Annotated in this window: 16 protein-coding genes; 9 read left to right on the top strand and 7 right to left on the bottom strand. The window is 60.6% G+C overall.

Annotated elements, in window-relative coordinates; genetic code table 11:
• Window positions 1-93: 93 nt before the first annotated feature.
• The 5 genes from ACIO0C_RS14115 (at window position 94) to ACIO0C_RS14095 (ending at window position 5,625) form a co-directional block, all read left to right on the top strand.
• Entirely contained in the window at window positions 94-840 is a 747-nt protein-coding gene (locus ACIO0C_RS14115) for an amino acid ABC transporter permease (RefSeq protein WP_401312921.1), read from the top strand.
• A complete protein-coding gene (locus ACIO0C_RS14110; protein WP_401312918.1) occupies window positions 840-1,511 on the top strand; it encodes an amino acid ABC transporter permease in 672 nt (223 codons plus the stop codon). Before ACIO0C_RS14115 ends, ACIO0C_RS14110 begins: the two co-directional genes overlap by 1 nt.
• Window positions 1,508-2,242, top strand: a complete 735-nt coding sequence (locus ACIO0C_RS14105) for an amino acid ABC transporter ATP-binding protein (RefSeq protein WP_401312915.1) — start codon at window positions 1,508-1,510, stop codon at window positions 2,240-2,242. The genes ACIO0C_RS14110 and ACIO0C_RS14105 overlap by 4 nt, the downstream gene beginning before the upstream one ends.
• Before the next feature lie 156 nt (window positions 2,243-2,398).
• Window positions 2,399-4,300, top strand: coding sequence for an ATP-binding protein (locus tag ACIO0C_RS14100; RefSeq protein ID WP_401312912.1), 1,902 nt, complete (start codon window positions 2,399-2,401; stop codon window positions 4,298-4,300).
• Window positions 4,297-5,625 carry a sigma-54-dependent transcriptional regulator gene (locus tag ACIO0C_RS14095; protein WP_401312909.1) on the top strand — a complete coding sequence of 443 codons (1,329 nt, stop codon included), beginning with the start codon at window positions 4,297-4,299 and terminating at the stop codon, window positions 5,623-5,625. The genes ACIO0C_RS14100 and ACIO0C_RS14095 overlap by 4 nt, the downstream gene beginning before the upstream one ends.
• Before the next feature lie 22 nt (window positions 5,626-5,647).
• Here the strand turns inward: ACIO0C_RS14095 and ACIO0C_RS14090 are convergent, their stop codons facing one another.
• Entirely contained in the window at window positions 5,648-6,682 is a 1,035-nt protein-coding gene (locus ACIO0C_RS14090; protein WP_401312906.1) for an alpha/beta fold hydrolase, read from the bottom strand.
• Between the two features lie 207 nt (window positions 6,683-6,889).
• On the opposite strand from ACIO0C_RS14090, the gene ACIO0C_RS14085 reads away from it, so the two are divergent.
• On the top strand, window positions 6,890-10,582 hold the full coding sequence (locus ACIO0C_RS14085; RefSeq protein WP_401312903.1) for a dermonecrotic toxin domain-containing protein: 3,693 nt from the start codon (window positions 6,890-6,892) through the stop codon (window positions 10,580-10,582).
• Window positions 10,583-10,695: 113 nt separating this feature from the next.
• Window positions 10,696-12,096: a hypothetical protein gene (locus ACIO0C_RS14080; RefSeq protein ID WP_401312901.1), complete on the top strand. Its 1,401-nt coding sequence runs from the start codon at window positions 10,696-10,698 to the stop codon at window positions 12,094-12,096.
• Window positions 12,097-12,138: 42 nt separating this feature from the next.
• Here the strand turns inward: ACIO0C_RS14080 and metE are convergent, their stop codons facing one another.
• A complete protein-coding gene (gene metE / locus ACIO0C_RS14075; RefSeq protein ID WP_401312898.1) occupies window positions 12,139-14,451 on the bottom strand; it encodes a 5-methyltetrahydropteroyltriglutamate--homocysteine S-methyltransferase in 2,313 nt (770 codons plus the stop codon).
• A gap of 109 nt (window positions 14,452-14,560) precedes the next feature.
• Between metE and metR the strand changes: the two genes are divergently transcribed.
• A complete protein-coding gene (gene metR / locus ACIO0C_RS14070) occupies window positions 14,561-15,478 on the top strand; it encodes a transcriptional regulator MetR (protein ID WP_008056654.1) in 918 nt (305 codons plus the stop codon).
• A gap of 187 nt (window positions 15,479-15,665) precedes the next feature.
• On the opposite strand, the gene ACIO0C_RS14065 is transcribed toward metR, so the two are convergent.
• The 5 genes from ACIO0C_RS14065 to ACIO0C_RS14045 all read right to left on the bottom strand — a co-directional run bounded on the left by ACIO0C_RS14065 (window position 15,666) and on the right by ACIO0C_RS14045 (window position 19,781).
• Window positions 15,666-16,304: a LysE family translocator gene (locus ACIO0C_RS14065; RefSeq protein ID WP_008056656.1), complete on the bottom strand. Its 639-nt coding sequence runs from the start codon at window positions 16,302-16,304 to the stop codon at window positions 15,666-15,668.
• 24 nt (window positions 16,305-16,328) lie between these two features.
• Complete coding sequence (locus ACIO0C_RS14060) at window positions 16,329-16,763, bottom strand: NUDIX domain-containing protein (RefSeq protein ID WP_401312894.1); 435 nt, start codon at window positions 16,761-16,763, stop codon at window positions 16,329-16,331.
• Between the two features lie 195 nt (window positions 16,764-16,958).
• The gene (locus ACIO0C_RS14055; protein WP_401312891.1) at window positions 16,959-18,467 is read right to left on the bottom strand and encodes a glucosyltransferase domain-containing protein; all 1,509 of its coding nucleotides are present in this window, start codon (window positions 18,465-18,467) and stop codon (window positions 16,959-16,961) included.
• 1 nt (window position 18,468) lies between these two features.
• Window positions 18,469-19,410 carry a glycosyltransferase family 2 protein gene (locus ACIO0C_RS14050; protein WP_401312888.1) on the bottom strand — a complete coding sequence of 314 codons (942 nt, stop codon included), beginning with the start codon at window positions 19,408-19,410 and terminating at the stop codon, window positions 18,469-18,471.
• The gene (locus tag ACIO0C_RS14045; RefSeq protein ID WP_401312886.1) at window positions 19,407-19,781 is read right to left on the bottom strand and encodes a GtrA family protein; all 375 of its coding nucleotides are present in this window, start codon (window positions 19,779-19,781) and stop codon (window positions 19,407-19,409) included. The genes ACIO0C_RS14050 and ACIO0C_RS14045 overlap by 4 nt, the downstream gene beginning before the upstream one ends.
• 248 nt (window positions 19,782-20,029) lie before the next feature.
• Between ACIO0C_RS14045 and ACIO0C_RS14040 the strand changes: the two genes are divergently transcribed.
• Entirely contained in the window at window positions 20,030-21,157 is a 1,128-nt protein-coding gene (locus ACIO0C_RS14040) for an OpgC family protein (RefSeq protein WP_401312883.1), read from the top strand.
• The last annotated feature ends 47 nt before the right edge of the window (window positions 21,158-21,204 follow it).

The raw sequence follows: 21,204 nt of genomic DNA, 5'->3' as shown, positions 1-21,204 counted from the left end.
GCCGATCGCGTGTGCCTGAGCATCACGTTCAGGCGGGAACGGAGCTTCCCCAAGCGGGTACCTGTACATCGATCGATCTGAGGGGAGACCCTAATGAATTACAACTGGGACTGGGGCGTGTTCTTCAAGTCCACCGGCGTGGGCAGCGAGACGTATATCGACTGGTTCATCTCGGGACTTGGCTGGACCATTGGCATCGCCGTCGCGGCCTGGATCATCGCCCTGATACTGGGTTCGATCCTGGGTGTCATGCGCACCGTGCCGAGCCGTATCGTATCGGGCATCGCCACCTGCTACGTCGAACTCTTCCGTAACGTGCCGCTGCTCGTTCAGCTGTTCATCTGGTACTTCCTGGTGCCCGACCTGCTGCCGCCAGATTTGCAGGAGTGGTACAAGCAGGACCTGAACCCGACCACCTCGGCCTTCCTCAGCGTCGTCGTGTGCCTGGGCCTGTTCACCGCCGCTCGTGTTTGCGAACAGGTGCGCACCGGTATTCAGGCGCTGCCAAAAGGTCAGGAATCCGCGGCCCGCGCCATGGGCTTCAAGCTGCCGCAGATCTACTGGAACGTGCTACTGCCCCAGGCGTACCGGATCATCATTCCGCCGCTCACCTCGGAATTCCTCAACGTCTTCAAGAACTCGTCCGTGGCTTCGCTGATCGGCCTGATGGAGCTGCTCGCGCAGACCAAGCAGACCGCCGAGTTCTCGGCCAACCTGTTCGAAGCGTTCACCCTGGCCACGCTGATCTACTTCACCCTGAACATGAGCCTGATGCTGCTGATGCGCATGGTCGAGAAGAAAGTCGCCGTACCGGGCCTGATTTCCGTAGGGGGTAAATGATGGAATTCGACTTCTCGGGCATCATCCCGTCCCTGCCGGGCCTGTGGAACGGCATGATCATGACCCTCAAGCTGATGGCCATGGGCGTGGTCGGCGGGATCATTCTCGGCACGATCCTGGCGCTGATGCGCCTGTCCCATAACAAGCTGCTATCGAACCTGGCCGGCGCGTACGTCAACTATTTCCGCTCGATCCCGCTGCTGCTGGTGATCACCTGGTTCTACCTGGCGGTACCGTTCGTGCTGCGCTGGATCACTGGCGAAGACACCCCGATCGGCGCGTTCACCTCGTGCATCGTGGCCTTCATGATGTTCGAAGCAGCGTACTTCTGTGAAATCGTCCGCGCCGGCGTACAGTCGATTCCCAAGGGGCAGATGGGTGCCGCGCAAGCACTGGGCATGAACTATGGCCAGATGATGCGCCTGATCATCCTGCCGCAAGCGTTTCGCAAGATGACGCCGCTGTTGCTGCAGCAGAGCATCATCCTGTTCCAGGACACCTCGCTGGTCTACGCCGTCGGCCTGGTGGACTTCCTCAACGCTTCGCGCGCCAGTGGCGACATCATTGGTCGCTCCAATGAGTTCCTGGTTTTCGCAGGTCTCGTGTACTTCATCATCAGCTTTGCCGCCTCGCAGCTGGTCAAGCGTCTGCAAAAAAGGTTCGCCGTATGATCTCTATCAAAAACATCAACAAGTGGTATGGGGACTTCCAGGTGCTGACTGATTGCAGCACCGAGGTCAAGAAAGGCGAAGTGATCGTGGTGTGCGGGCCATCCGGTTCCGGCAAGTCGACCCTGATCAAGTGCGTCAACGCCCTGGAACCGTTCCAGAAAGGCGATATCGTGGTCGACGGCACCTCCATTGCCAATCCGAAGACCAACCTGCCGAAACTGCGCTCGCGGGTGGGCATGGTGTTCCAGCATTTCGAACTGTTCCCGCACCTGACCATCACCGAAAACCTGACCATCGCGCAGATCAAGGTGCTTGGCCGCAGCAAGGAAGAGGCCACCAAGAAAGGCCTGCAACTGCTGGAACGTGTCGGCCTCTCGGCTCACGCCCACAAGCACCCGGGCCAACTGTCCGGTGGCCAGCAGCAGCGTGTGGCGATTGCCCGTGCGCTGGCGATGGATCCGATCGTCATGCTGTTCGACGAACCCACCTCGGCACTGGACCCGGAAATGGTCAACGAAGTGCTGGACGTGATGGTGCAACTGGCCCACGAAGGCATGACCATGATGTGCGTGACCCACGAAATGGGCTTCGCCCGTAAAGTGGCCGACCGGGTGATTTTCATGGATGCGGGCAAGATCATCGAGGACTGCAAGAAAGAGGAGTTCTTCGGCGACATCAGCCACCGTGCCGAGCGTACGCAGCACTTCCTCAACAAGATTCTGCAGCACTAAAAACCAGACGGCCGCCCCTCTGTAGGAGCGAGCTTGCTCGCGATGGTCGTCAACGATGACGCGCTCATCCTGGATGTACGCGGCGTCTTTGAGTTCTTCGCGAGCAGGCTCGCTCCGACAGTTGGGGCGAGCGCTGGTTGACCCAAGGCATCTGTGATGAAATGCGACCCCAATCTCTATCGCGCCACGTCGCCATCACTCGCCGTGAAACCTCGCCTGATTCGTCATCTGTTCCTGCCGCCGCTGATCATCGCACTGATGATCGGACTGGGTTATATCGGCTTCTGGACCAGCGAGCACTATGGTATCCGCAGTCTCGGCGAAAACGGCCAGCGCCAGCTGGAACTGCACGCCCGCGCCGTCGAAAGCGAGATCAGCAAGTACACCTACCTGCCCAGCCTGCTGGAACTCGAAACCAGTGTTTCGAAACTGCTGGCCGACCCTACGCCGGAACACCGGCAGACCGTCAACGATTACCTCGAAGGCCTGAACCGGCGTAGCCGCAGCCGGGCCATCTACGTGATGGACACCACCGGCCGTGTCATGGCCACCAGCAACTGGCGCGATGTCGACAGTTACCTGGGTGAAGACCTGTCCTTCCGCGCCTATTTCCAGAACGCCGTGCGCGGCCAGCCCGGACGTTTCTACGGCATTGGCAGCACCAGTGGCGAACCCGGCTACTACCTGGCCCATGGCCTTGAGGAGCACGGCAAGATCATTGGCGTCGCGGTGGTCAAGGTCCGCCTCGAAGCCATGGAAGAACGCTGGCAACGCGCGCGCCTGGAAGCCTTCGTCAGCGACGAGAACGGCATCATCATTCTCTCCAGTGACCCGGCGCGACGCTTGAAGTCAGTGGTACCGCTGAGCGACGAAACCAAGGAAAAGCTCGCCCGCAGTCTCCAGTACTACTGGTTCCCGCTGAACGAACTGCAACCGCTGGCCCGGGAAACCCTGTCCGAGGGCGTGGAAAAACTCACCTTCCCCGCCAACAGCGAACTGGTTTCCGATGACGAAAACATCAGCTACCTGTCGCAAACCCGCCCCTTGAGCGATACCCCGTGGAACTTCACCCTGCTCACGCCACTGCAGGACCTGCGGCGCGAAGCGATCAATCAGGGGATTCTGGTGGCCGTGGCATTTGCCCTCGTGGCGTTCCTGCTGATTGCCTGGAACGAACGGCGCAAGGTGATCGCCACCCGCCTCGCCGCCCGCGAAGCCCTGCAGGAAGCCAACAATCAACTGGAGCGTCGGATTACCGAACGCACCACTGACCTGCGCGCCAGCAACGAACGGCTCAAGGGGCAGATCCGCGAACGCCGTCACGCTGAAGAGACGCTGCGCCGTGCCCAGGATGAACTGGTGCAGGCCGGTAAACTCGCAGCGATTGGCCAGATGTCCACCAGCATCGCCCACGAATTGAACCAGCCGCTGGCGGCGCTGCGCACCCTGTCCGGCAACACCGTGCGCTTTCTCGAGCGCGGTCAGCTGGACGTGGCCAGCACCAACCTCAAGACCATCAACGAATTGATCGACCGCATGGGCCGGATTACCGCCAGCCTGCGCTCCTTTGCCCGGCGCGGTGACGACAAGGGCCAGGCCTGTCTCGGCAAAGCCGTGGAGGCGGCCTTGCAATTGCTCGGCGCCCGGGTGGAAAACGCGCACCTGCAACTGCACCGCCACTTCAAGGATGTCCAGGTGCAGATAGACCAGACCCGCCTCGAACAGATTCTGGTCAACCTCATCGGCAACGCCCTCGATGCCATGCAGGCGCAGCCGCAGCCGGTGTTGTGGCTCGAAGGTGAAACGGACGATGGCAAATATCGACTGCGCGTTCGGGACAACGGCCATGGCATCGACGCCGAAGCGCGCAAGCATCTGTTCGAACCGTTTTTCACCACCAAACCCGGCGAACAAGGCCTGGGCCTGGGCCTGACCCTCTCCGCGAGCCTGGCCGCCGCCACTGGCGGTCACCTGGGTGTCGAACACCCGGCCAGCGGTGGTACCGCTTTCGTCCTCAGTTTACCGTTGGTAAGCCCCACTTCCGCTGAGCCAATATGAACAACGACCTTAGTGTATTGATCGTCGAAGACGACCCCCATGTACTGCTCGGCTGCCAGCAGGCATTGACCCTGGAAGACATTCCCTGCATCGGTGTCGGCAGCGCCGAGGAAGCCCTGGAACGGGTGGGCGAGAACTTCGCCGGCATCGTCATCAGTGACATTCGCCTGCCGGGCATCGATGGCCTGGAACTGCTGAACCGACTCAAGGCTCGCGATCGCAGCCTGCCGGTGGTGCTGATTACCGGTCACGGCGACATTTCCATGGCCGTCGGCGCCATGCAGAAAGGCGCCTACGACTTCATGGAGAAACCCTTCTCGCCCGAACGCCTGGTGGATGTAGCCCGCCGAGCCCTGGAGCAACGCAGCCTGGCACGGGAAGTTTCGTCATTGCGCCGGCAACTGGCCGAGCGCGACTCCCTCGAAGGCCGGATCATCGGCCGCTCGCCGGCCATGCAGAACCTGCGCGAACTGATCGCCAATGTTGCCGATACTTCGGCCAACGTGCTGATCGAAGGCGAAACCGGCACTGGCAAGGAACTGGTCGCGCGCTGCCTGCACGATTTCAGTCGTCGGCACACCCGACAATTCGTCGCGCTCAATTGCGGGGGGCTGCCGGAAAACCTGTTCGAAAGCGAGATATTCGGCCATGAAGCCAACGCCTTCACCGGCGCGGGCAAACGGCGGATCGGCAAGATCGAGCACGCCGATGGCGGCACGCTGTTCCTCGACGAAGTGGAAAGCATGCCCCTGCCCCTGCAGATCAAACTGCTGCGGGTGTTGCAGGAACGCACCCTCGAACGCCTCGGTTCGAACCAGAGCGTGGCGGTGGACTGCCGGGTGATCGCGGCCACCAAATCCGATCTCGACGAGTCGAGCAAAGCGGGTGAATTTCGCAGCGACCTGTATTACCGCCTCAACGTGGTGACCCTGGAACTGCCGCCCCTGCGCGAGCGCCGCGAAGACATCCTGCAATTGTTCGAGTACTTCTTGCAGCAGTCGTCGTTGCGTTTCGACCGCGCCGCACCGGAACTGGATAACCAGACCCTGTCAAACCTGATGAGCCATGACTGGCCAGGCAACGTGCGCGAACTGCGCAACGTCGCCGAGCGATTTGCCCTGGGCCTGCCGGCGTTCAAGAAACCGGGTGCCGGCGGCAGCGCCCAAGGCCTGGCCTTTGCAGAAGCGGTGGAAGCTTTCGAGCGCAACCTGCTGAGCGACGCCTTGCAACGCAGCGGCGGCAACCTGACCCAGGCCAGCCAGGAACTGGGCATGGCCAAGACCACACTGTTCGACAAAGTGAAAAAGTACGGCCTGAGCCATTAAGCCTGCACGGCTGATCAGTGGGTCAAAGCAGGTTGTGTTCCGCCACAGGCTCAACCTGCGCCCAGTGCGAAGTGTCCTCTCGATGAGCCCGCAGATACGGCAACACGGCCGCCAGCAACGGCGCCTTGAACGCTTCCTGGAAACGATGAGCCAACCCCGGTATCAACTTCAACTGGCTGCCCCGCAGATGCGCCGCCAGGTGCACGCCATGCATCACCGGCAACAACGGATCGGCCGTGCCATGCACCACCAGCGCCGGCACCCGCAGTTGGTTGAGCAAGGCCACCCGGCTTGGCTCGGCCAGGATCGCCAATATCTGGCGCTTGGCCCCCTCGGGATTGAAGGCCCGGTCATACGCCTCGGCCGCCTGATGCAGCAGTGCCTGTCGATCGTCAGTCACCGCCGGGCTGCCCAGTGCCGCCAGCAGGTCTGCCTGCTGCTCCAGCGCGACTTCACGATTTGGCGCACCGCGGCGCGCCAGCAACTGCAACAGCGCCGCACTCGGCGCGGGTAAACCTTCGGCGCCGGAAGTGCTCATGATCAGGGTCAGGCTCTCGACCCGTTGTGGCGCCATCGCCGCCATGTGCTGAGCGATCATTCCGCCCATGCTGGCGCCGAGCACATGGAATTGCTCGATGTGCAACGCATCCATCAGCCCCAAGGCATCGTCCGCCATATCGGTCAGGCTGTAAGGCGCCGACACCGGCAGGCCGAGCTTGTAGCGCAGCACTTCGAAGGTCAGGTTGGCCTCAACCGGCGTTTGCCGCCAGGTCGACAGGCCGACGTCACGATTGTCGTAGCGAATCACCCGAAAGCCCTGCTGGCAGAGCGCGACCACCACTTCGTCAGGCCAGTGAATCAGCTGCCCCCCCAGGCCCATCACCAGCAGCAACGCCGGGTCCGAGGCACGTCCGATGCTCTGGTACGCCAGGCTGACCTGATCAAGGTCGACCCGTTCGGTCGCCACATTGACGTCACAGCGAGACGCCGAAAAAGAGGGAAAACTCAACAACAACGCGGTCAAGAAGACCGCTGCCGATAAGAATCGTGCACACATGAAAAAACACCAAAACGCAGAACCCCAGTAGAGCGCGAGTCTGATGAAGTTTGTGCAAGCGCGCTGCCACAGTTGCATGACAGTTTCATGAATACCGCTCAGTGGTCGATGCGATAACTATGTAGTGCCACAGGCCTGGGGGATTTTTCTTAAATGGCGCTTGATCAGGAGTGGACCCGCCGCTCCCCTTGGAAGAGCCCTGTGACCATGACCGAAAGACTGCTCCCGACACTCCCCGCCTCAACGCTACCCGCCATTCCCGAGTCTTCAACGCTGCCGGGCAATATCGATCAAAGCCTGTTGCAAAGCGCCCTGGCCCGCTGGCAAACATCCCAGGAAGGTTTGCAGGCGCTGTTCGCAAACGCGCCAATGAACGACGGCGCAAATACCTATTGGGCTGCCCGCGCCCCCGGTACACCACTGTCGCGGCGTGATCGGGCCAATCAGTTGTACCGCGGGCATATCGAAGCAACGGCTCAAGTGGCATTCGCCCTGGGAACGCTGAACGCCGAACAATTGAAACCGCTGTGGCTGGTTCTGGACTCCGGACCCCAGGCAATGCGTCTGGACGATCAGCCGATCCACTGCGAACACCTGGCGCTGAAATTGAGCGACAACAGCATCCGCAAACTGCCCGCGGCCTGGGTGATCAGCGTGGGCAACCAGCAACCTGTCGCGCAATTGCTCTACTTGCCCACTCGACCGGTTCCCGTCCAGGCCTTCAAAGACCGTAGTGACATGGAGCATTGGTTGTCCACGCAATTACTCGCGCCCCCTGAGTTACCCAGCCATTTCAGGTTTGAATACACGACCAGGACCGGGCCATTGACGACCGGCATCGCGCAGCTGTTTTCGCCCGCACTGCAAGCCCGCCCCACCGAGGTGTTTGCCCAAGCACCCAGCCTTGAGGACCTGGAGTTGACCGAAGGCTTTGGCGATGTAGATCAGTCATCGCTGTTCGATAGCCTGGCTGCCGATATCCCACTGGCCCTGCGTCAGGCCTCACTTGGCAGACAGCGTGCGGCGCTGGAAACGCTGCTGGGGGAGGACCTGGACAGTGACCGTCAAAAAGCACTTGACGACACACTCAAGGCGCTGGAAACCGCAGAGCTCGCTGCGGACACGGCCGCATCCACCCTGCTTTACCGATCGCGTACGCTGGACCTGGAAACGTTCAATCGTGCTTTCAACGCGCTTTACCAGGCACACAAGGACGGCTTGAAGGCCGAGGTTGAACTTCAACGCACGCTCACCCAGCTCGATAGCACGGAACTCGAATTGCTCAAGGTCTTGCTGGACCCGCCTGACGCCGACGATCACGACCCTGACGTTGCATTTGCCAGCCTGTTGCTGAGCATGAGAACCGACACTGGCGCGCCTTTGCGCCAGGAGCTCAACGGAGTGTTTGTCATTGCCCGACAGCAAGCGCTGTCCGATCCAGGCTCAGCTGACAGTCTGCTGCTCTACTGGCCCGGCATCGGCGGCGGCTTGCAGCGTTTCGCTGACCGCAAAGACCTGGAACAGCAGTTGTTGAAAATCCAGGGACAGAACCCCGTGCTGATCCTGCAACTGCAGGCCATCACGACAGATCCGTTGCTTTACAGCCTCAATCAACAGACCCGCCTTTTCGAAGAACAGGCCGCGCAAATACGCCAGCGCTATCCAGACGACACCCTGGCGTCACAACGTGCGCAGGAACTGGAAAAACTGCGCAGACAAACCCTGGCGTTGCTGCAGGTCCCGGTAAACCCAGCGAGAAGTCTGGCCCTCATGCACTTACAGGAACAACGCCTGAGTGCCTCGATGGTTGGCCGTCTTCCCACCTGGCTGGGCACCTTGGCAGCGCCCGATGGTGCCAGGCTAAAAAGCCTGACCAGCACCTACATCCAGGCCATGCAGCGCAGCCACGAGCAACTGCAAACAACCCTGGTGCCCCGCGATGTGTTCACCCGTCGACACCTTCAAGCCCAGCTTCGCGAAGACTTCTCACTCAAAGGCGACTTTGACGTCCAGTTAGACCTGCCCGACTCCGTCACGCTGCAAAAACAACTCTCCGACGGTGCGGCTCCCGGCACCCCGCAAAAACTGGTGGCAGTGCCCAGTACCGCCAGAAGCAAGATGTCACTCGAAGAACTGGCCCAGCTCAACATCGACAACTCGCCGTCCATGCAGCTTGAGCCCTTGTCCCTGCGCCTGGGTTTCATGCGTGTGGAGGTCACGACGGCGGACGACCGCGAACGCCAGGCCCTGACGGCCGGCATCACCCCTGCCTACCTGCGCAAGACGCTGCCGCAGCTGGACCTGCCCAAGGCCTACGAAAAACTCATCTACGACACCTTCATGGGCGATCGAAGCGAACCGTTGTTTGTACGGGAGCATCGCCGGGAATGCCTGATCGAGCCCTGGCGCCTGACCCTCCAACTTCAAGGTGAGTGCGCTCGTCTACAAGGGCAGATCGGCCTCGACGACCTGCAAGCGCTGAACACCGCCATCGACGCCGATAACCCGCAAGCCTGGCAAGCGGGCGGCAAGCGCATCGAGATATTACCGGCCTACCTGAGCGCGGGCGGCAAGGACACCCCCAATGAAGGCCCGGTGACCTTGTCCGGCGTGACGTTCATTCAGGAACAGGTCAGCGGCATGACGTTGTTGTACCTGCCGGACACTCCCGATGGTCAGCCCTTGCGCCGTTACGACAGCCTCGAAGAAGCGCGCAGGGCCCTGTTCAACCTGTGCCTGCGCAGCGAGATGGTCAGCTATCTGGCCGGTCGCGCCTTGCAGGGAGACGTGCGGGCTCATGAAAGCCGGATCAACCAGGCTGTCCTCAAGCACTTCGACGCCATGATCGGTGTCGGGGTGCGCTGGCCGGCGGCCACTTCGCTGGCCGCGCACCTGCTCAATACACAGATGGGACGCCTGATCGAATCGCATCGCGGCACATCGCGTTCCAACGATGCGTTATTCCTGGAACGCTGCGCGCTGAGCGGACCGAAGACGTTGAATTACATAAAAATGGCCATGGGTCTCGTGCCCTTCGTGGGCGCAGCCATTGCGCTGCACGATGCCTGGACCAGTGCCAACCGGGCCGTTGCAGCACTGTTACGCGCTGATGTGGGTGAAGGCCTGACAGAGATAGAGTCGGTGCTGTTGTCTGTGATCGATGCCGCCATGGACATTCTTCCCGGTGCGGCGGCCAGCAAATCGGCTACGGGCGCCCGCGCATTGACCCGTGCTCGTCAGTTGCAGGCGCTCGGCAAAGGCGCCATGGCCTTGCCACCGACGTCAAAATACCGGGCACGGCATATCGCCGAACGCTTCGCCGGTTACGAGTATGAGAAACCGATATCCCTCCTCGGGTTGCAACCCGTCGAGCACGGTGTCTATCGCAATATCTACCGTCATGCCGATGGCGACTTTATCACTCGCCAGGGCCGCCTCTATCAGGTTGAGCCGAGTACGGACTCACGTGGCTGGCGACTGAGTGGCACGCATAAAAAAACCTACAAGCAACCCATCGCTCTCGATGAAGCCGGCCGCTGGGACACCTGGTTCGGTGTCTACGGGGCGACCTTCGAGGGCGGCGGGCTGGGTGGTGGTGGCGTGCTCGGGCATCTGGCGGACACCCTCGACCCGATCTGGCCGGTGGCCATTCGCGAACGACTGCCTCGGTGGTGGGGCGATCGGGTGTTTCGCCATCAGCAAGCATTGACTGAAGCGGCCGACAACTTTGCGCCGCAACTCAATGCCCGGCCCAGCGCACCAGCACGGCCCTGGAAACGTACAACAACAGCGCCATCGAAGCCCGTCCGGCGTTGCTACCGGCCACCGAAGCAGCCTGCATCGGCGACATCGAACTGGCCAGCACGCAGTATCAGACGCTGGCCGAACTGGCACCACTGACCCATGGCAACAAACGGCGGGCAATCATGGAGATGCAAAGTCAGGGCGCCTTCCTGATCGCCGACAGGCAAAAGCACCGGGTGTTTTTTGCCAACCATCGGGCTAATCCGATCATGGACAAAATCGACGCTTTGGTCGACCACCTGGACACGTTACCGGACAATGCGCTCGTCGAACGCATTCAGATCCTGCACGACATCCGAAAACTACGCGTGGAGTTCGTCGGCCACCTGGAGCAGATAGAACGGGTAATGCACGATCTCAACCTATGGTACGAACGCATTACGGTCAGGACCGAAAGGGCACAACTGACACCCGAAGTATCGATGTTGAACGCACGCCACAGCGAAACCAATCTGCTTTACCTGAAAACCGGTAATCTGCTGGAAGTCGTCAAACGCTTCGACACGGCAAAGGATCTTTCCTGGTTCGACCTACAAGTCCAAGCCGAGAGCCTGCGGACCCAAGTCGACCGGGCATTGTTCACCCAATTCAGTCTGCCGGAAGTCACCGCCCCCCGAACCCAGCGCAATCAGATTCTTCAGGAGTGTATTGAGCACTACCGGCAATTCCGCCGCGGTATGAATGCCTGGACCGCCAGCTATCCCCAGCACTTTGACCTCGACGCTGTGCCGCCTTTGCTGGAGGGTATCGAGAAAATGGCCGAACGCGCCCGCAAGGCCATCGACCTGCCGGCTCCCGCCACGCCGGCCGGGCAAACCCGCAAGAAAATTTTCATCACTGAAGACGACCACTTGTTGATCGGGGTGGAACACTGGGAACCGACGACCCAGAAGCGCCAATACGTCCTGTCCGGTCGGGGTGGCGTCGAGGAAATATGGGAACAGGGGGCAAACGGCAAGTTTCGCCTGCTCAATCCACCAGAGCCGACCGCTCGTCCCGCGCAAAGGGACCCGAGTGCCATGATTGAAGATGCACGTAACCGCCTGCAGGCGCAGCCGGGCTACCAGACGAAGGTTCAAGCCTATGCAGCTCAGGACATGCTCCCGGTCGATCTGGAGCACATGATGGTCAGTGAGGCCAACGAACTGACGCGCCGGGCGCTCTATATCGAAGCGGTTGCCCCACAGAGCACGGTCATCGAGCAACTGCGTAACAAGGCAACGGAACTGATTGCCACCGGACGGCAGATGCGCACCCGGCAGTCACTGCGCAGCAAAAACCCTACGGATGGAATGCTCGATGATCTGATCAGCCAAAATGCCGTGGAAATACGTAAAACCAGCCCGATCAAACGTCTGCGAAAGCGCCCTGACGGCCGAACCGATTACCTGCAGGAATACGAAATCTGGGACCAGACCAGCGCCCCACCCAAAGTGTTGTGGTACGCCCATTTTCATTACACCAAGGCGGCACCTGCCTTCGCCGAGTTCGAAAAGGCCCACCTGAAATTGCCGCAGTATCGGTATCTGACCCACGCCGATGACGTCACCCTTCCCTATGCCGACATCGGCAAACGGTCACCGGCATTGCGCCATTTCGATCAGGTCTGACAGGTAAAACGGGAGCGGATGATCCGCTCCCGTTTTTCGTCCTCAAGCCAGTTGGCTGCGCAGTTGTCGTGCCGCGGCGACCATGTTCACCAGGGCGGCCTCGGTTTCCGGCCACGCCCGGGTCTTCAAACCGCAATCGGGGTTGACCCATAGTCGCTCGGCCGGGATCCGCTTCGCGGCTTTGCTGATCAACTTGACCATCTCGGTGGTGTCCGGCACCCGTGGCGAGTGGATGTCGTAGACGCCCGGACCGATGTCGTTCGGGTAATCGAAGGCTTCGAAGGCTTGCAGCAACTCCATGTCCGAGCGTGAGGTTTCAATGGTGATCACATCGGCATCCATCTTTGCGATGGCCTCGATCACATCGTTGAACTCGCTGTAGCACATGTGGGTGTGGATCTGGGTTTCGTCACGCACACCGCTGGCGCTCAAGCGGAACGCTTCTACCGCCCAGTCCAGATATTCCTGCCATTGTGCCCGACGCAGCGGCAGGCCTTCGCGGAACGCCGCTTCGTCGATCTGCACGATCTTGATGCCGGCGGCTTCCAGGTCCAGCACCTCATCGCGCAGGGCCAGGGCCAGTTGCTGCGCCTGCACTTTGCGCGACACGTCTTCGCGGGGGAAGGACCACATCAGCATGGTCACGGGACCGGTGAGCATGCCTTTCATGACCTTGTCGGTCTGGCTCTGCGCATAGCTGATCCAGTCGACCGTCATGGCTTTGGGACGGCTCAGGTCACCGTAGATGATCGCCGGTTTCACGCAGCGCGAACCGTAGCTCTGCACCCAGCCGAAGCGGGTGAAGGCATACCCGTCGAGCTGCTCGGCAAAGTACTCGACCATGTCGTTGCGCTCGGCTTCACCGTGCACCAGCACGTCCAGCCCCAGGCGCTCCTGAATCTGCACGGCGTGGCGGATTTCGTGATGCATGGCATCGGTGTAATCGTTGGCCGACAGCTTGCCTTGCTTGAAAGCCTGGCGCGCCAGGCGAATCGAACCGGTCTGCGCAAACGAGCCGATGGTGGTGGTCGGGAACGCGGGCAACTTCAAGCGCGCCCGCTGCTGCTCAATGCGTTTGGCGAACGGCGAATGACGTTGGCTGTCGGCTGTGCCAATGGCGTCGATGCGAGATTGCACCTCGGTTTTATGGATACGCGGCGATTCGGCGCGACTGGCGGCAATGGCGCGGCTTTCGGCCAGCACGGCCTGCACCTTGGGCGCTTGCGGGTCGTTCAGGGCATCGCGCAGTACGGCGATTTCGCCACATTTTTGCACCGCGAACGCCAGCCAGCTTTTCAGTTCCGGGTCGAGTTTGTCCTCGCGTTCCAGGTCCACCGGGCTGTGCAGCAGCGAGCAGGAGCTGCTGACCCACAGGTTGTCGCCAAATCGCTCCTGGGCAAATTGCAGTTGCGCCAGCACCGGTTCCAACTCACAGCGCCAGACGTTGCGGCCGTTGACCAGGCCCACCGAGAGAATCTTGTAGGTTGGCAGGCGATCGAGCACGTGCAGCAATTGATCCGGCGCACGCACCGCATCGATATGCAAACCTTGCACCGGCAGGCCGACAGCCAGGCCGAGGTTGTCCTGCAGGCCGCTGAAGTAGGTGGCCAACAGCTTTTTCAGCGGCGAGTACTGCAGGATGTGGTAGGCGCGCTCAAACGCGTTTTTCCATTCCTGCGGCAAGTCGAGGGTCAGGATCGGTTCATCGATCTGTACCCACTCCACCCCTTGGGCAGCGAGACGCACGAGGATTTCGTTATAGACCGGCAGCAGGCGTTCCAACAGCTCGAGTTTGTCGAAGTCTGCGCCTTTGACTTTGCCCAGCCACAGGTAAGTCAGCGGGCCGATGATTACCGGCTTGACGGTGTGCCCCAAGGCCTTGGCTTCGTCGACTTCATCGAACAGCTGTTCCCAGCTCAGCGTGAATTGCTGGTCGGCGCTGAATTCCGGGACCAGGTAGTGGTAGTTGGTGTCGAACCACTTGGTCAGTTCCTGGGCGTATTGCGCCTGGCCGTGCTCAACGCCGCAGCAGCTCGCCGAAGCGCCACGGGCCATGGCGAACAGCGTGTCGAGGGTCGGCAGGCCACGCGCGTCCCGGCTGCTGTCGAAACGCTCGGGGATAACGCCGAAGGCCAGGGAATGGGCCAGTACCTGGTCGTACCAGGCGAAGTCGCCGACCGGCAGCAGGTCGATACCGGCGTCTTTCTGCAATTGCCAGTGGGTGGCGCGCAATTGGCGACCGACGCTTTTCAGCGCTTGCTGGTCAAGGTCGCCCTTCCAGTAGGATTCGAGGGCTTTTTTCAGTTCGCGGTCGGCACCGATGCGGGGAAAACCAAGGGTGTGGGCTACGGCCATGTCGAATTGCTCCTGGGTAAAAGATGGCGCTATTGTCGACAGCGAAGCCATCATGAGACAAACTCAACCTTTTCGTGTTGATCACAAGTTTTTCTCATGGAGCCACCCGGTGCTTGAAATCCGTCACCTGAAGACCCTGCACGCCTTGCGCGAAGCCGATAGCCTGGTGGACGCGGCCGACCGCTTGCACCTGACCCAGTCGGCGCTGTCCCATCAGTTCAAGGAGCTTGAGGAACGCATGGGCATGCCGTTGTTCGTGCGCAAGACCAAGCCGGTGCGTTTCACCAGCGCCGGTTTGCGCCTGCTGCAACTGGCCGATGCCACCTTGCCGCTGCTGCGCGCCGCCGAGCGCGACATCGCGCGGCTGGCCGGCGGCACCGCCGGGCGCCTGCACATGGCCATCGAGTGCCACAGTTGCTTCCAGTGGCTGATGCCGACCATCGACCAGTTCCGCGACGCCTGGCCGGAAGTCGAGCTGGACCTGGCTTCGGGCTTCTCCTTCGCCCCACTGCCCGCCCTGGCCCGTGGCGACCTGGACCTGGTGGTGACGTCCGACCCGGTGGAACTGGTAGGGATCACCTACGTGCCGCTGTTTACCTATGAAGCGATGCTCGCGGTGGCGAACCAGCACCGCTTGGCCAGCAAGGCCTACATCGTCCCGCAAGACTTGCTCACCGAGACCCTGATCACCTACCCGGTGGAACGCGACCGGCTGGATATCTTCACGCGTTTCCTGGAGCCGGCCGACGTCGAACCGGCCCAGGTCCGCACCTCGGAACTGACGGTGATGATGATGCAACTGGTGGCCAGCGGGCGCGGCGTATGCGGCATGCCCCATTGGGCGCTGCATGAATACAGCTCGCGGGGCTACGTGAAAGCCAAGCGCCTGGGCGAGAAAGGTTTGTTTGCGACGCTGTACGCGGCCATTCGCGCCGACATGCTCGATGCGCCGTACATGCGCGACTTTTTGCTGACGGCCAAGGACACGTCGTTTTCGACCTTGGACGGGGTCAGCGCCGTCCGCTAGCGCCCCACCGATCGTTCCCACGCTCTGCGTGGGAATGCCTCAACGGACGCTCCGCGTTCGGCTCTGGAAGGGACGCAGAGCGTCCCGGGCTGCATTCCCACGCAGAGCGTGGGAACGATCAGACCCCAGCGAACTTTAGATTTCGCGCCACATGTGAATTTTGTCGAAGTATTGCTCGCCCACATGTTCAGGCCATCCGTTTTTGCTCAAGCATCAAGCGCAGCGCCAGCGCCGACAACACGAAGCCCATGAAGTAACGCTGCATCGCCAGCCAGGCGGGATTGCTGACGAACCATGAGGCGATGCCCGCCGCGAACAGGGCGATCATCAGGTTCACGCAGAAACTGACGCTGATCTGGGTCAGGCCCAGTACGATACTTTGCGTGAACACCGAACCGTGCTCTGGGGTGATGAATTGCGGAAACACCGACAGGTAAAACACCGCGATCTTCGGGTTCAAAGCGCTGGTGAGAAACCCCATGGTGATCAGCTTGCGCGACGAGTCCGGTGGCAACTGCTGCGCTTCGAACGGCGATCGCGCACCCGGCTTGACCGCCTGCCAGGCCAGCCACAACAAATACAGCGCACCGGCCCACTTCAACACTTCATAGGCCATCGGCACCGCCAGGAACACCGCGGTCAAACCGGCCGCGGCGGCGAACAGATGCACGAAGAATCCCGCGACCACGCCGAGCAACGAAGTCACCCCGGCCTTGCGTCCCTGGCAGATCGAACGGGAGATCAGGTAGATCATGTTCGGCCCCGGCGTCAGCACCATCAACAACGCGGCAGCGGCGAAAATCAACAGGTCTTGAAGCGGGATCATGGGCGAAGTCCTTTGCGTGAATGATCAGGCGGTCGCGGTCAGCGAAGCTCGATAAAACGGCAGGATCAGGTCCCGTGTCAATGGCGCCAGAACGACACCACCGTCGGTGCCCGGATCGATCCAGAGCACCTCTTCGATCTCGGCGGCGGGGGTGACATCGGCATCGATGGTCAGCAAAAACAATTCCGCCTTTACGACAAAACCCGGCTCATTGGCGGCCGGCGCCGAGAACTGGCCGAGGAAGGTGGCATGCGCCGGATCGATGACCAGCCCCAACTCTTCTTCCAGCTCACGGGCCAAAGCGTGGACCGGTTGTTCATGGGCTTCGATCTTGCCCCCCGGCTGCATGAATGCCTGGGTGTCGCGCTTGCGCACCAGCAGGGTACGGCCGTCAGGGCCGATCAACAAAGCGGCGGCGATGTGGATAACTCCGGTGGATTGGGCAGCAAACGTCGACATGAACAAAGGCCTTTGACTCAAAAGCGGCAAGGATCACATGTCCGCCGTTTGAGATCAAAAGCCTGAAGCGGCTTGTTTGATCGTTCCTCCGGCAACTTCAGCCGGCGAACAACAGCCCGCCATCCTCCGCTTCCACACGGTTGACCATCAGCGCAAGTGGCAGCGGCCTGACCGACACGGCCCCGGCCTTGCGCGTCACCAACGCAGCGATTGGATCGGGGCCGGTTCTTTCATGACGATAAAACCGTAATCCCCGATCAGGTAAATCCGGTAGTACTGGCTTTCCACCAGCGGCGAGTAATCTAGATAACCCACCCGTGTCGCGTTGCGCCGCTCCTTCTCCGCCACCACGTTGGTGATGCCCACTTTCGGCAGGTTTTCAGCCAGCATGTAGTAGTCGACGTTCAGCAGATAATGCAGCACCGGCAGTTGCTTGAACGAACCCGCGGCCCCCATTAGCCAGTGATCGGAGTAGGTCACCGACATGTAGATGCGCTTGGCGTCACGCAAGGGTTGATGGCTGGCGATGTCGCGTTCAAGGCTGTTCAGTGCGCTGCTGGCGAAGGCTTTCTGCACCGTCAGGACCCGACCATAGGCAAAACACAACGACAACATGGCCAGCAGTGGCACCAGTAACAGCAGTGGCAAACGCTCGTGCATCGTTGCCAGCACCAGATGACTCAAATAGAACAGCAGCACCAGCAACACCGCGAACCCCATCAAGGTCCTGGCGCCTTCGTTGAAGTCGCGGAAAAACAGCGCGACACCGGACACCAACACGACCATGACCGGCACGGTCAGCAGACACAGCAGGCCGATCAGCAGCTTCTTCGACCCGCTGTCCTTGCGCTCGATAATCTTCAATGCCAGACAAACAGCACCGGCGATGGCGCAGAGCAACAAGCCGGCGAACACCCAGGCAAATCCTCCATGGAACAGCAGCACGACTTTTTCCAGGACTCGCGCGATGTTGATGTGGATTTGCAGCAGAGGCTGAGCCGCGCCGTTGAGCAACACCGTGCGACCCTGCCCCATAAAAGGGAATGCGCTGACGCAGTAGATCAGCCAACCGAGAAACAGTTGGGCGATCCGCCAGCCGATCAAAGCGCCCCACCGCGACCAGGCCACTTGGTCATTGACCGCCCTGAAAACTTCAAGACAGCACAGGCCGAGAAACACATTGATGCTGATTTGATACAGGCCCAGCGCCAGCGCAATCAGCAAGGAAGGCACCAGCCATTGCAGAATGCGCGACGGGTGATGAAAGGTGATGGCGAAGATCACCGCCACCACGCTCAGGGTCATGACCGGGCCGTCGTATTGATAGGTCAGGTTTTGCAGGAAGAACGGGCTGTACCACAGCGGCAACAGCACCAGGCAGCAGCTGATGGTCGGCTGGCGGAAGTGATGAAAGGTCAGGCTGGTCAGTGCCCAGGACATGGCCAGGGTGGCGATCAACAGCGGCAGTGGAAAGATGTTCGGCGCGCCATTGCTGAAGGTCAGTGCGTTGTAGAACAACTCGGCGAACAACCGGCCTTCCTGTGCCCAGGCCATGCCGGCCGACAGCGAGCGCCAGTTGTCATCGATGTAGGGAAAATCCGCGAGGATCAACGGCAGGACATACACGAAAGTCGCGGGCAGAAAAAAAAGCCAGGCCTGGCGTCGAGTGAGTTCCTTGATGAAGAAATCGCTGAACCGGCCCATGCTAGGGTTCGCGCCTGTTTTTGCCGCCGATGATGTCCTTGATCACATAGCGCGGCCGATGCTTGGCTTCGATGTAGATGCGGCCGACGTATTCGCCAAGGATGCCGATGCCAATCAGTTGCACACCGCCGAGAAACAGAATCGCGGTCATCAACGAAGGGTAACCGGGTACGCTGTTACCGAAGAAAATCTTGTCCAGCACCATGTACACCGCGTACAGCACCGCAAATATCGAAATCCCGCCGCCAACGTAGGTCCATAGGCGCAACGGCACGGTGCTGAACGACGTCACGCCCTCCAGTGCCAGGTTCCACAGTTTCCAGACATTGAACTTGCTGCTGCCCGCCACGCGCTCGGCCCGCTCGTATTCCACCACCACCGTGTTGAACCCGGCCCAGGACAGTACGCCTTTCATGAACAACTGATGCTCGGGCAAGGTGCGAATCACATCCACCACCTTGCGGTCCATGAGCCGGAAGTCACCGACGTTCTCTTCGATCCGGGTGTAGGAAATCCGATTCAACAGGTGATAGAACAGCGCTGCGCTGTGGCGCTTCAAATAACTATCGGAGGTGCGGTCGCGGCGCTTGGCCAGCACCACGTCCGCGCCTTTTTGCCATTGTTCGATCAACCGCGGAATGACACTGATCGGGTCCTGCAGGTCGACGTCCATCGGGATGACCGCATCGCCGCTGGCATATTCCAGCCCGGCAAACAGCGCCGGCTCCTTGCCGAAATTGCGCGAAAAATTGATCAGCATTACCTGTTCGTCCATCTGCGCCAGAGCCGACGCCTGTGCGGCGGTACCATCGGTACTGCCGTCATTGATAAAGACGATCTCGACCTCGGTCCCGTCGAGTTTCAGCTCTCGTCTTACCGCCTGGTAAAACAGATTGATCGCCTGCTCTTCGTTGAACACCGGGACGATGAGTGAAACCTTCATAGGTCACGCTCACGAAACACCACGTACTTGGAAAACAGGAAGCCGAACACCAGGCTCAACGCAGAAAACAGTGCCACGGTCAGCAAGCCATGCAAACGCCAGACATCGCCGGCATGGCCGATGCCGAGACTGAGCGCACCCATCGCCAGCATGAACGACAGGTAACCGCCAACTGACGCCTTGGCATCAAAGGTATAGAGCGCATTCATATAAAAGGAAAACGAGGCGGCCACGCAAAAGGCCGCCAGGTTGCTGGCCGCTTGCGTGAAGCCGGCAGCCACACTCAGGAGAAAAAAGATCTGCCAGTGAATCAGCGTGTTCGCAACGCCAATCACGGTGTAGCTGGACAAACCCTTGCATGAAAGTCTCACGTGACGCTCCTGCGATAGAACGCTGACCACACAAGTATTTGAGCTTGTCTGCTGTCATAAATCGCAGGTATGGCAAGCTTTCAGACCAGCGGTCAGGGTCTGCGATCACCCCAGGAGACATTCCGAAATACCCCGCCTTTGCAATTGCCGGCGAATCAGTCCACCCTGCGCGCCGCCCATATTCGGCCTGCAACTTTTTGCGCCTTCGGCCAATCCTTTGTTCAATACCTGTCTACGAGCCTGACGTCATGACGCTAGCGCGCGATCACCGGATCGATTTTTTTCGCGGCCTGGCACTGATCTTCATTTTCTGGGATCACGTGCCCCACAACCCTCTGGGTCAAATCACGCTTCGCAACTTCGGCTTCAGCGATGCCGCCGAAGTCTTCGTGTTCCTGGCCGGGTATGCGGCCGTGCTGGCCTACGGCAAAGTCCTTGCGCGCGAGGGCTTTTTGATCGCCTGCGTGAAAATCCTGCGTCGCGCCTGGGTGCTCTATGTAGTACACATCTTCCTGCTGGCGATGCTGATGGGCATTGTGTTCTTCGCCAACAGCCACGTGGAAACCCGCGACCTGGTGGAAGAAATGGGCATGCACCATTTCATCAGCGACCCTCAGCAGGCCTTGATCGATGAGCTGTTGCTGCGCTTCAAACCGAACCTGATGGACCCGCTGCCGCTGTACATCGTGCTGCTGGCGGGCCTGCCGCTGGTGTTGCCGATCCTGGTGCGCAAGGTCTGGCCGGTGGTGGCGGTGTCCTTTGCGCTGTACCTGACCGTGCCGCTGTTTGGCTGGAACCTGGCCGCGATCAAGGATGGCGTCTGGTACTTCAACCCCGTGGCCTGGCAACTGCTGTTTGTGCTCGGCGGCGCGGCGGCCATACAGTCTCAACGCCCACGTTTGCCCGACACCCGGCCGCTGGTGCGCCAGCCGTTGTTCATGACGGCGGCGGTGTATGCCGTATTCGCCGCAGTGTTGACCATCGCCTGGCGCTGGCCACAGATCCACGATGCCCTGATGCCCGCCAGCCTGAGCAACCTGCTGTATCCGATCAGCAAGACCAACCTGTCGCCCGTGCGCCTGCTGCACTTCCTGGCGCTGGCCTACGTCACCGCGAAACTGCTGCCCGATACCGGCTGGACACAAAACTGGCTGGCACAGCAATGCTGTCGCATGGGGCGTTTTTCCCTGGAGATTTTCTGCCTGGGCGTGCTGCTGGCGCCCCTGGCGGACATGCTCAATGCGCTGACCGACGATGCGTTCGCCATGCAGATCTTCACCGCGTTGGTGGGGGCTGGGTTGATGGCGTTGCTGGGGGCGTGGCTTGAGTTCAACAAGCGCTTGAATCGACCAGCTCCAGCGGTCACCGTCGCGTAGGAGCCAGGCTTGCCGGCGAAGGCGTCCTTTCGGGCGCCTTCGCCGGC

Origin of the sequence: Pseudomonas sp. NPDC087336 (assembly GCF_044744285.1) — a bacterium.
In the GTDB taxonomy this organism is placed as follows: Bacteria; Pseudomonadota; Gammaproteobacteria; order Pseudomonadales; family Pseudomonadaceae; genus Aquipseudomonas.
This window is presented reverse-complemented; position numbering and strand designations above follow the sequence as displayed.

Coding starts and splice junctions, on each gene's coding strand:
- ACIO0C_RS14115 (WP_401312921.1), top strand. CDS start 94: ATGAATTACAACTGGGACTGGGGCGTGTTCTTCAAGTCCACCGGCGTG.
- ACIO0C_RS14110 (WP_401312918.1), top strand. CDS start 840: ATGGAATTCGACTTCTCGGGCATCATCCCGTCCCTGCCGGGCCTGTGG.
- ACIO0C_RS14105 (WP_401312915.1), top strand. CDS start 1,508: ATGATCTCTATCAAAAACATCAACAAGTGGTATGGGGACTTCCAGGTG.
- ACIO0C_RS14100 (WP_401312912.1), top strand. CDS start 2,399: ATGAAATGCGACCCCAATCTCTATCGCGCCACGTCGCCATCACTCGCC.
- ACIO0C_RS14095 (WP_401312909.1), top strand. CDS start 4,297: ATGAACAACGACCTTAGTGTATTGATCGTCGAAGACGACCCCCATGTA.
- ACIO0C_RS14090 (WP_401312906.1), bottom strand. CDS start 6,682: ATGTGTGCACGATTCTTATCGGCAGCGGTCTTCTTGACCGCGTTGTTG.
- ACIO0C_RS14085 (WP_401312903.1), top strand. CDS start 6,890: ATGACCGAAAGACTGCTCCCGACACTCCCCGCCTCAACGCTACCCGCC.
- ACIO0C_RS14080 (WP_401312901.1), top strand. CDS start 10,696: ATGGACAAAATCGACGCTTTGGTCGACCACCTGGACACGTTACCGGAC.
- metE (WP_401312898.1), bottom strand. CDS start 14,451: ATGGCCGTAGCCCACACCCTTGGTTTTCCCCGCATCGGTGCCGACCGC.
- ACIO0C_RS14065 (WP_008056656.1), bottom strand. CDS start 16,304: ATGATCCCGCTTCAAGACCTGTTGATTTTCGCCGCTGCCGCGTTGTTG.
- ACIO0C_RS14060 (WP_401312894.1), bottom strand. CDS start 16,763: ATGTCGACGTTTGCTGCCCAATCCACCGGAGTTATCCACATCGCCGCC.
- ACIO0C_RS14055 (WP_401312891.1), bottom strand. CDS start 18,467: ATGGGCCGGTTCAGCGATTTCTTCATCAAGGAACTCACTCGACGCCAG.
- ACIO0C_RS14050 (WP_401312888.1), bottom strand. CDS start 19,410: ATGAAGGTTTCACTCATCGTCCCGGTGTTCAACGAAGAGCAGGCGATC.
- ACIO0C_RS14040 (WP_401312883.1), top strand. CDS start 20,030: ATGACGCTAGCGCGCGATCACCGGATCGATTTTTTTCGCGGCCTGGCA.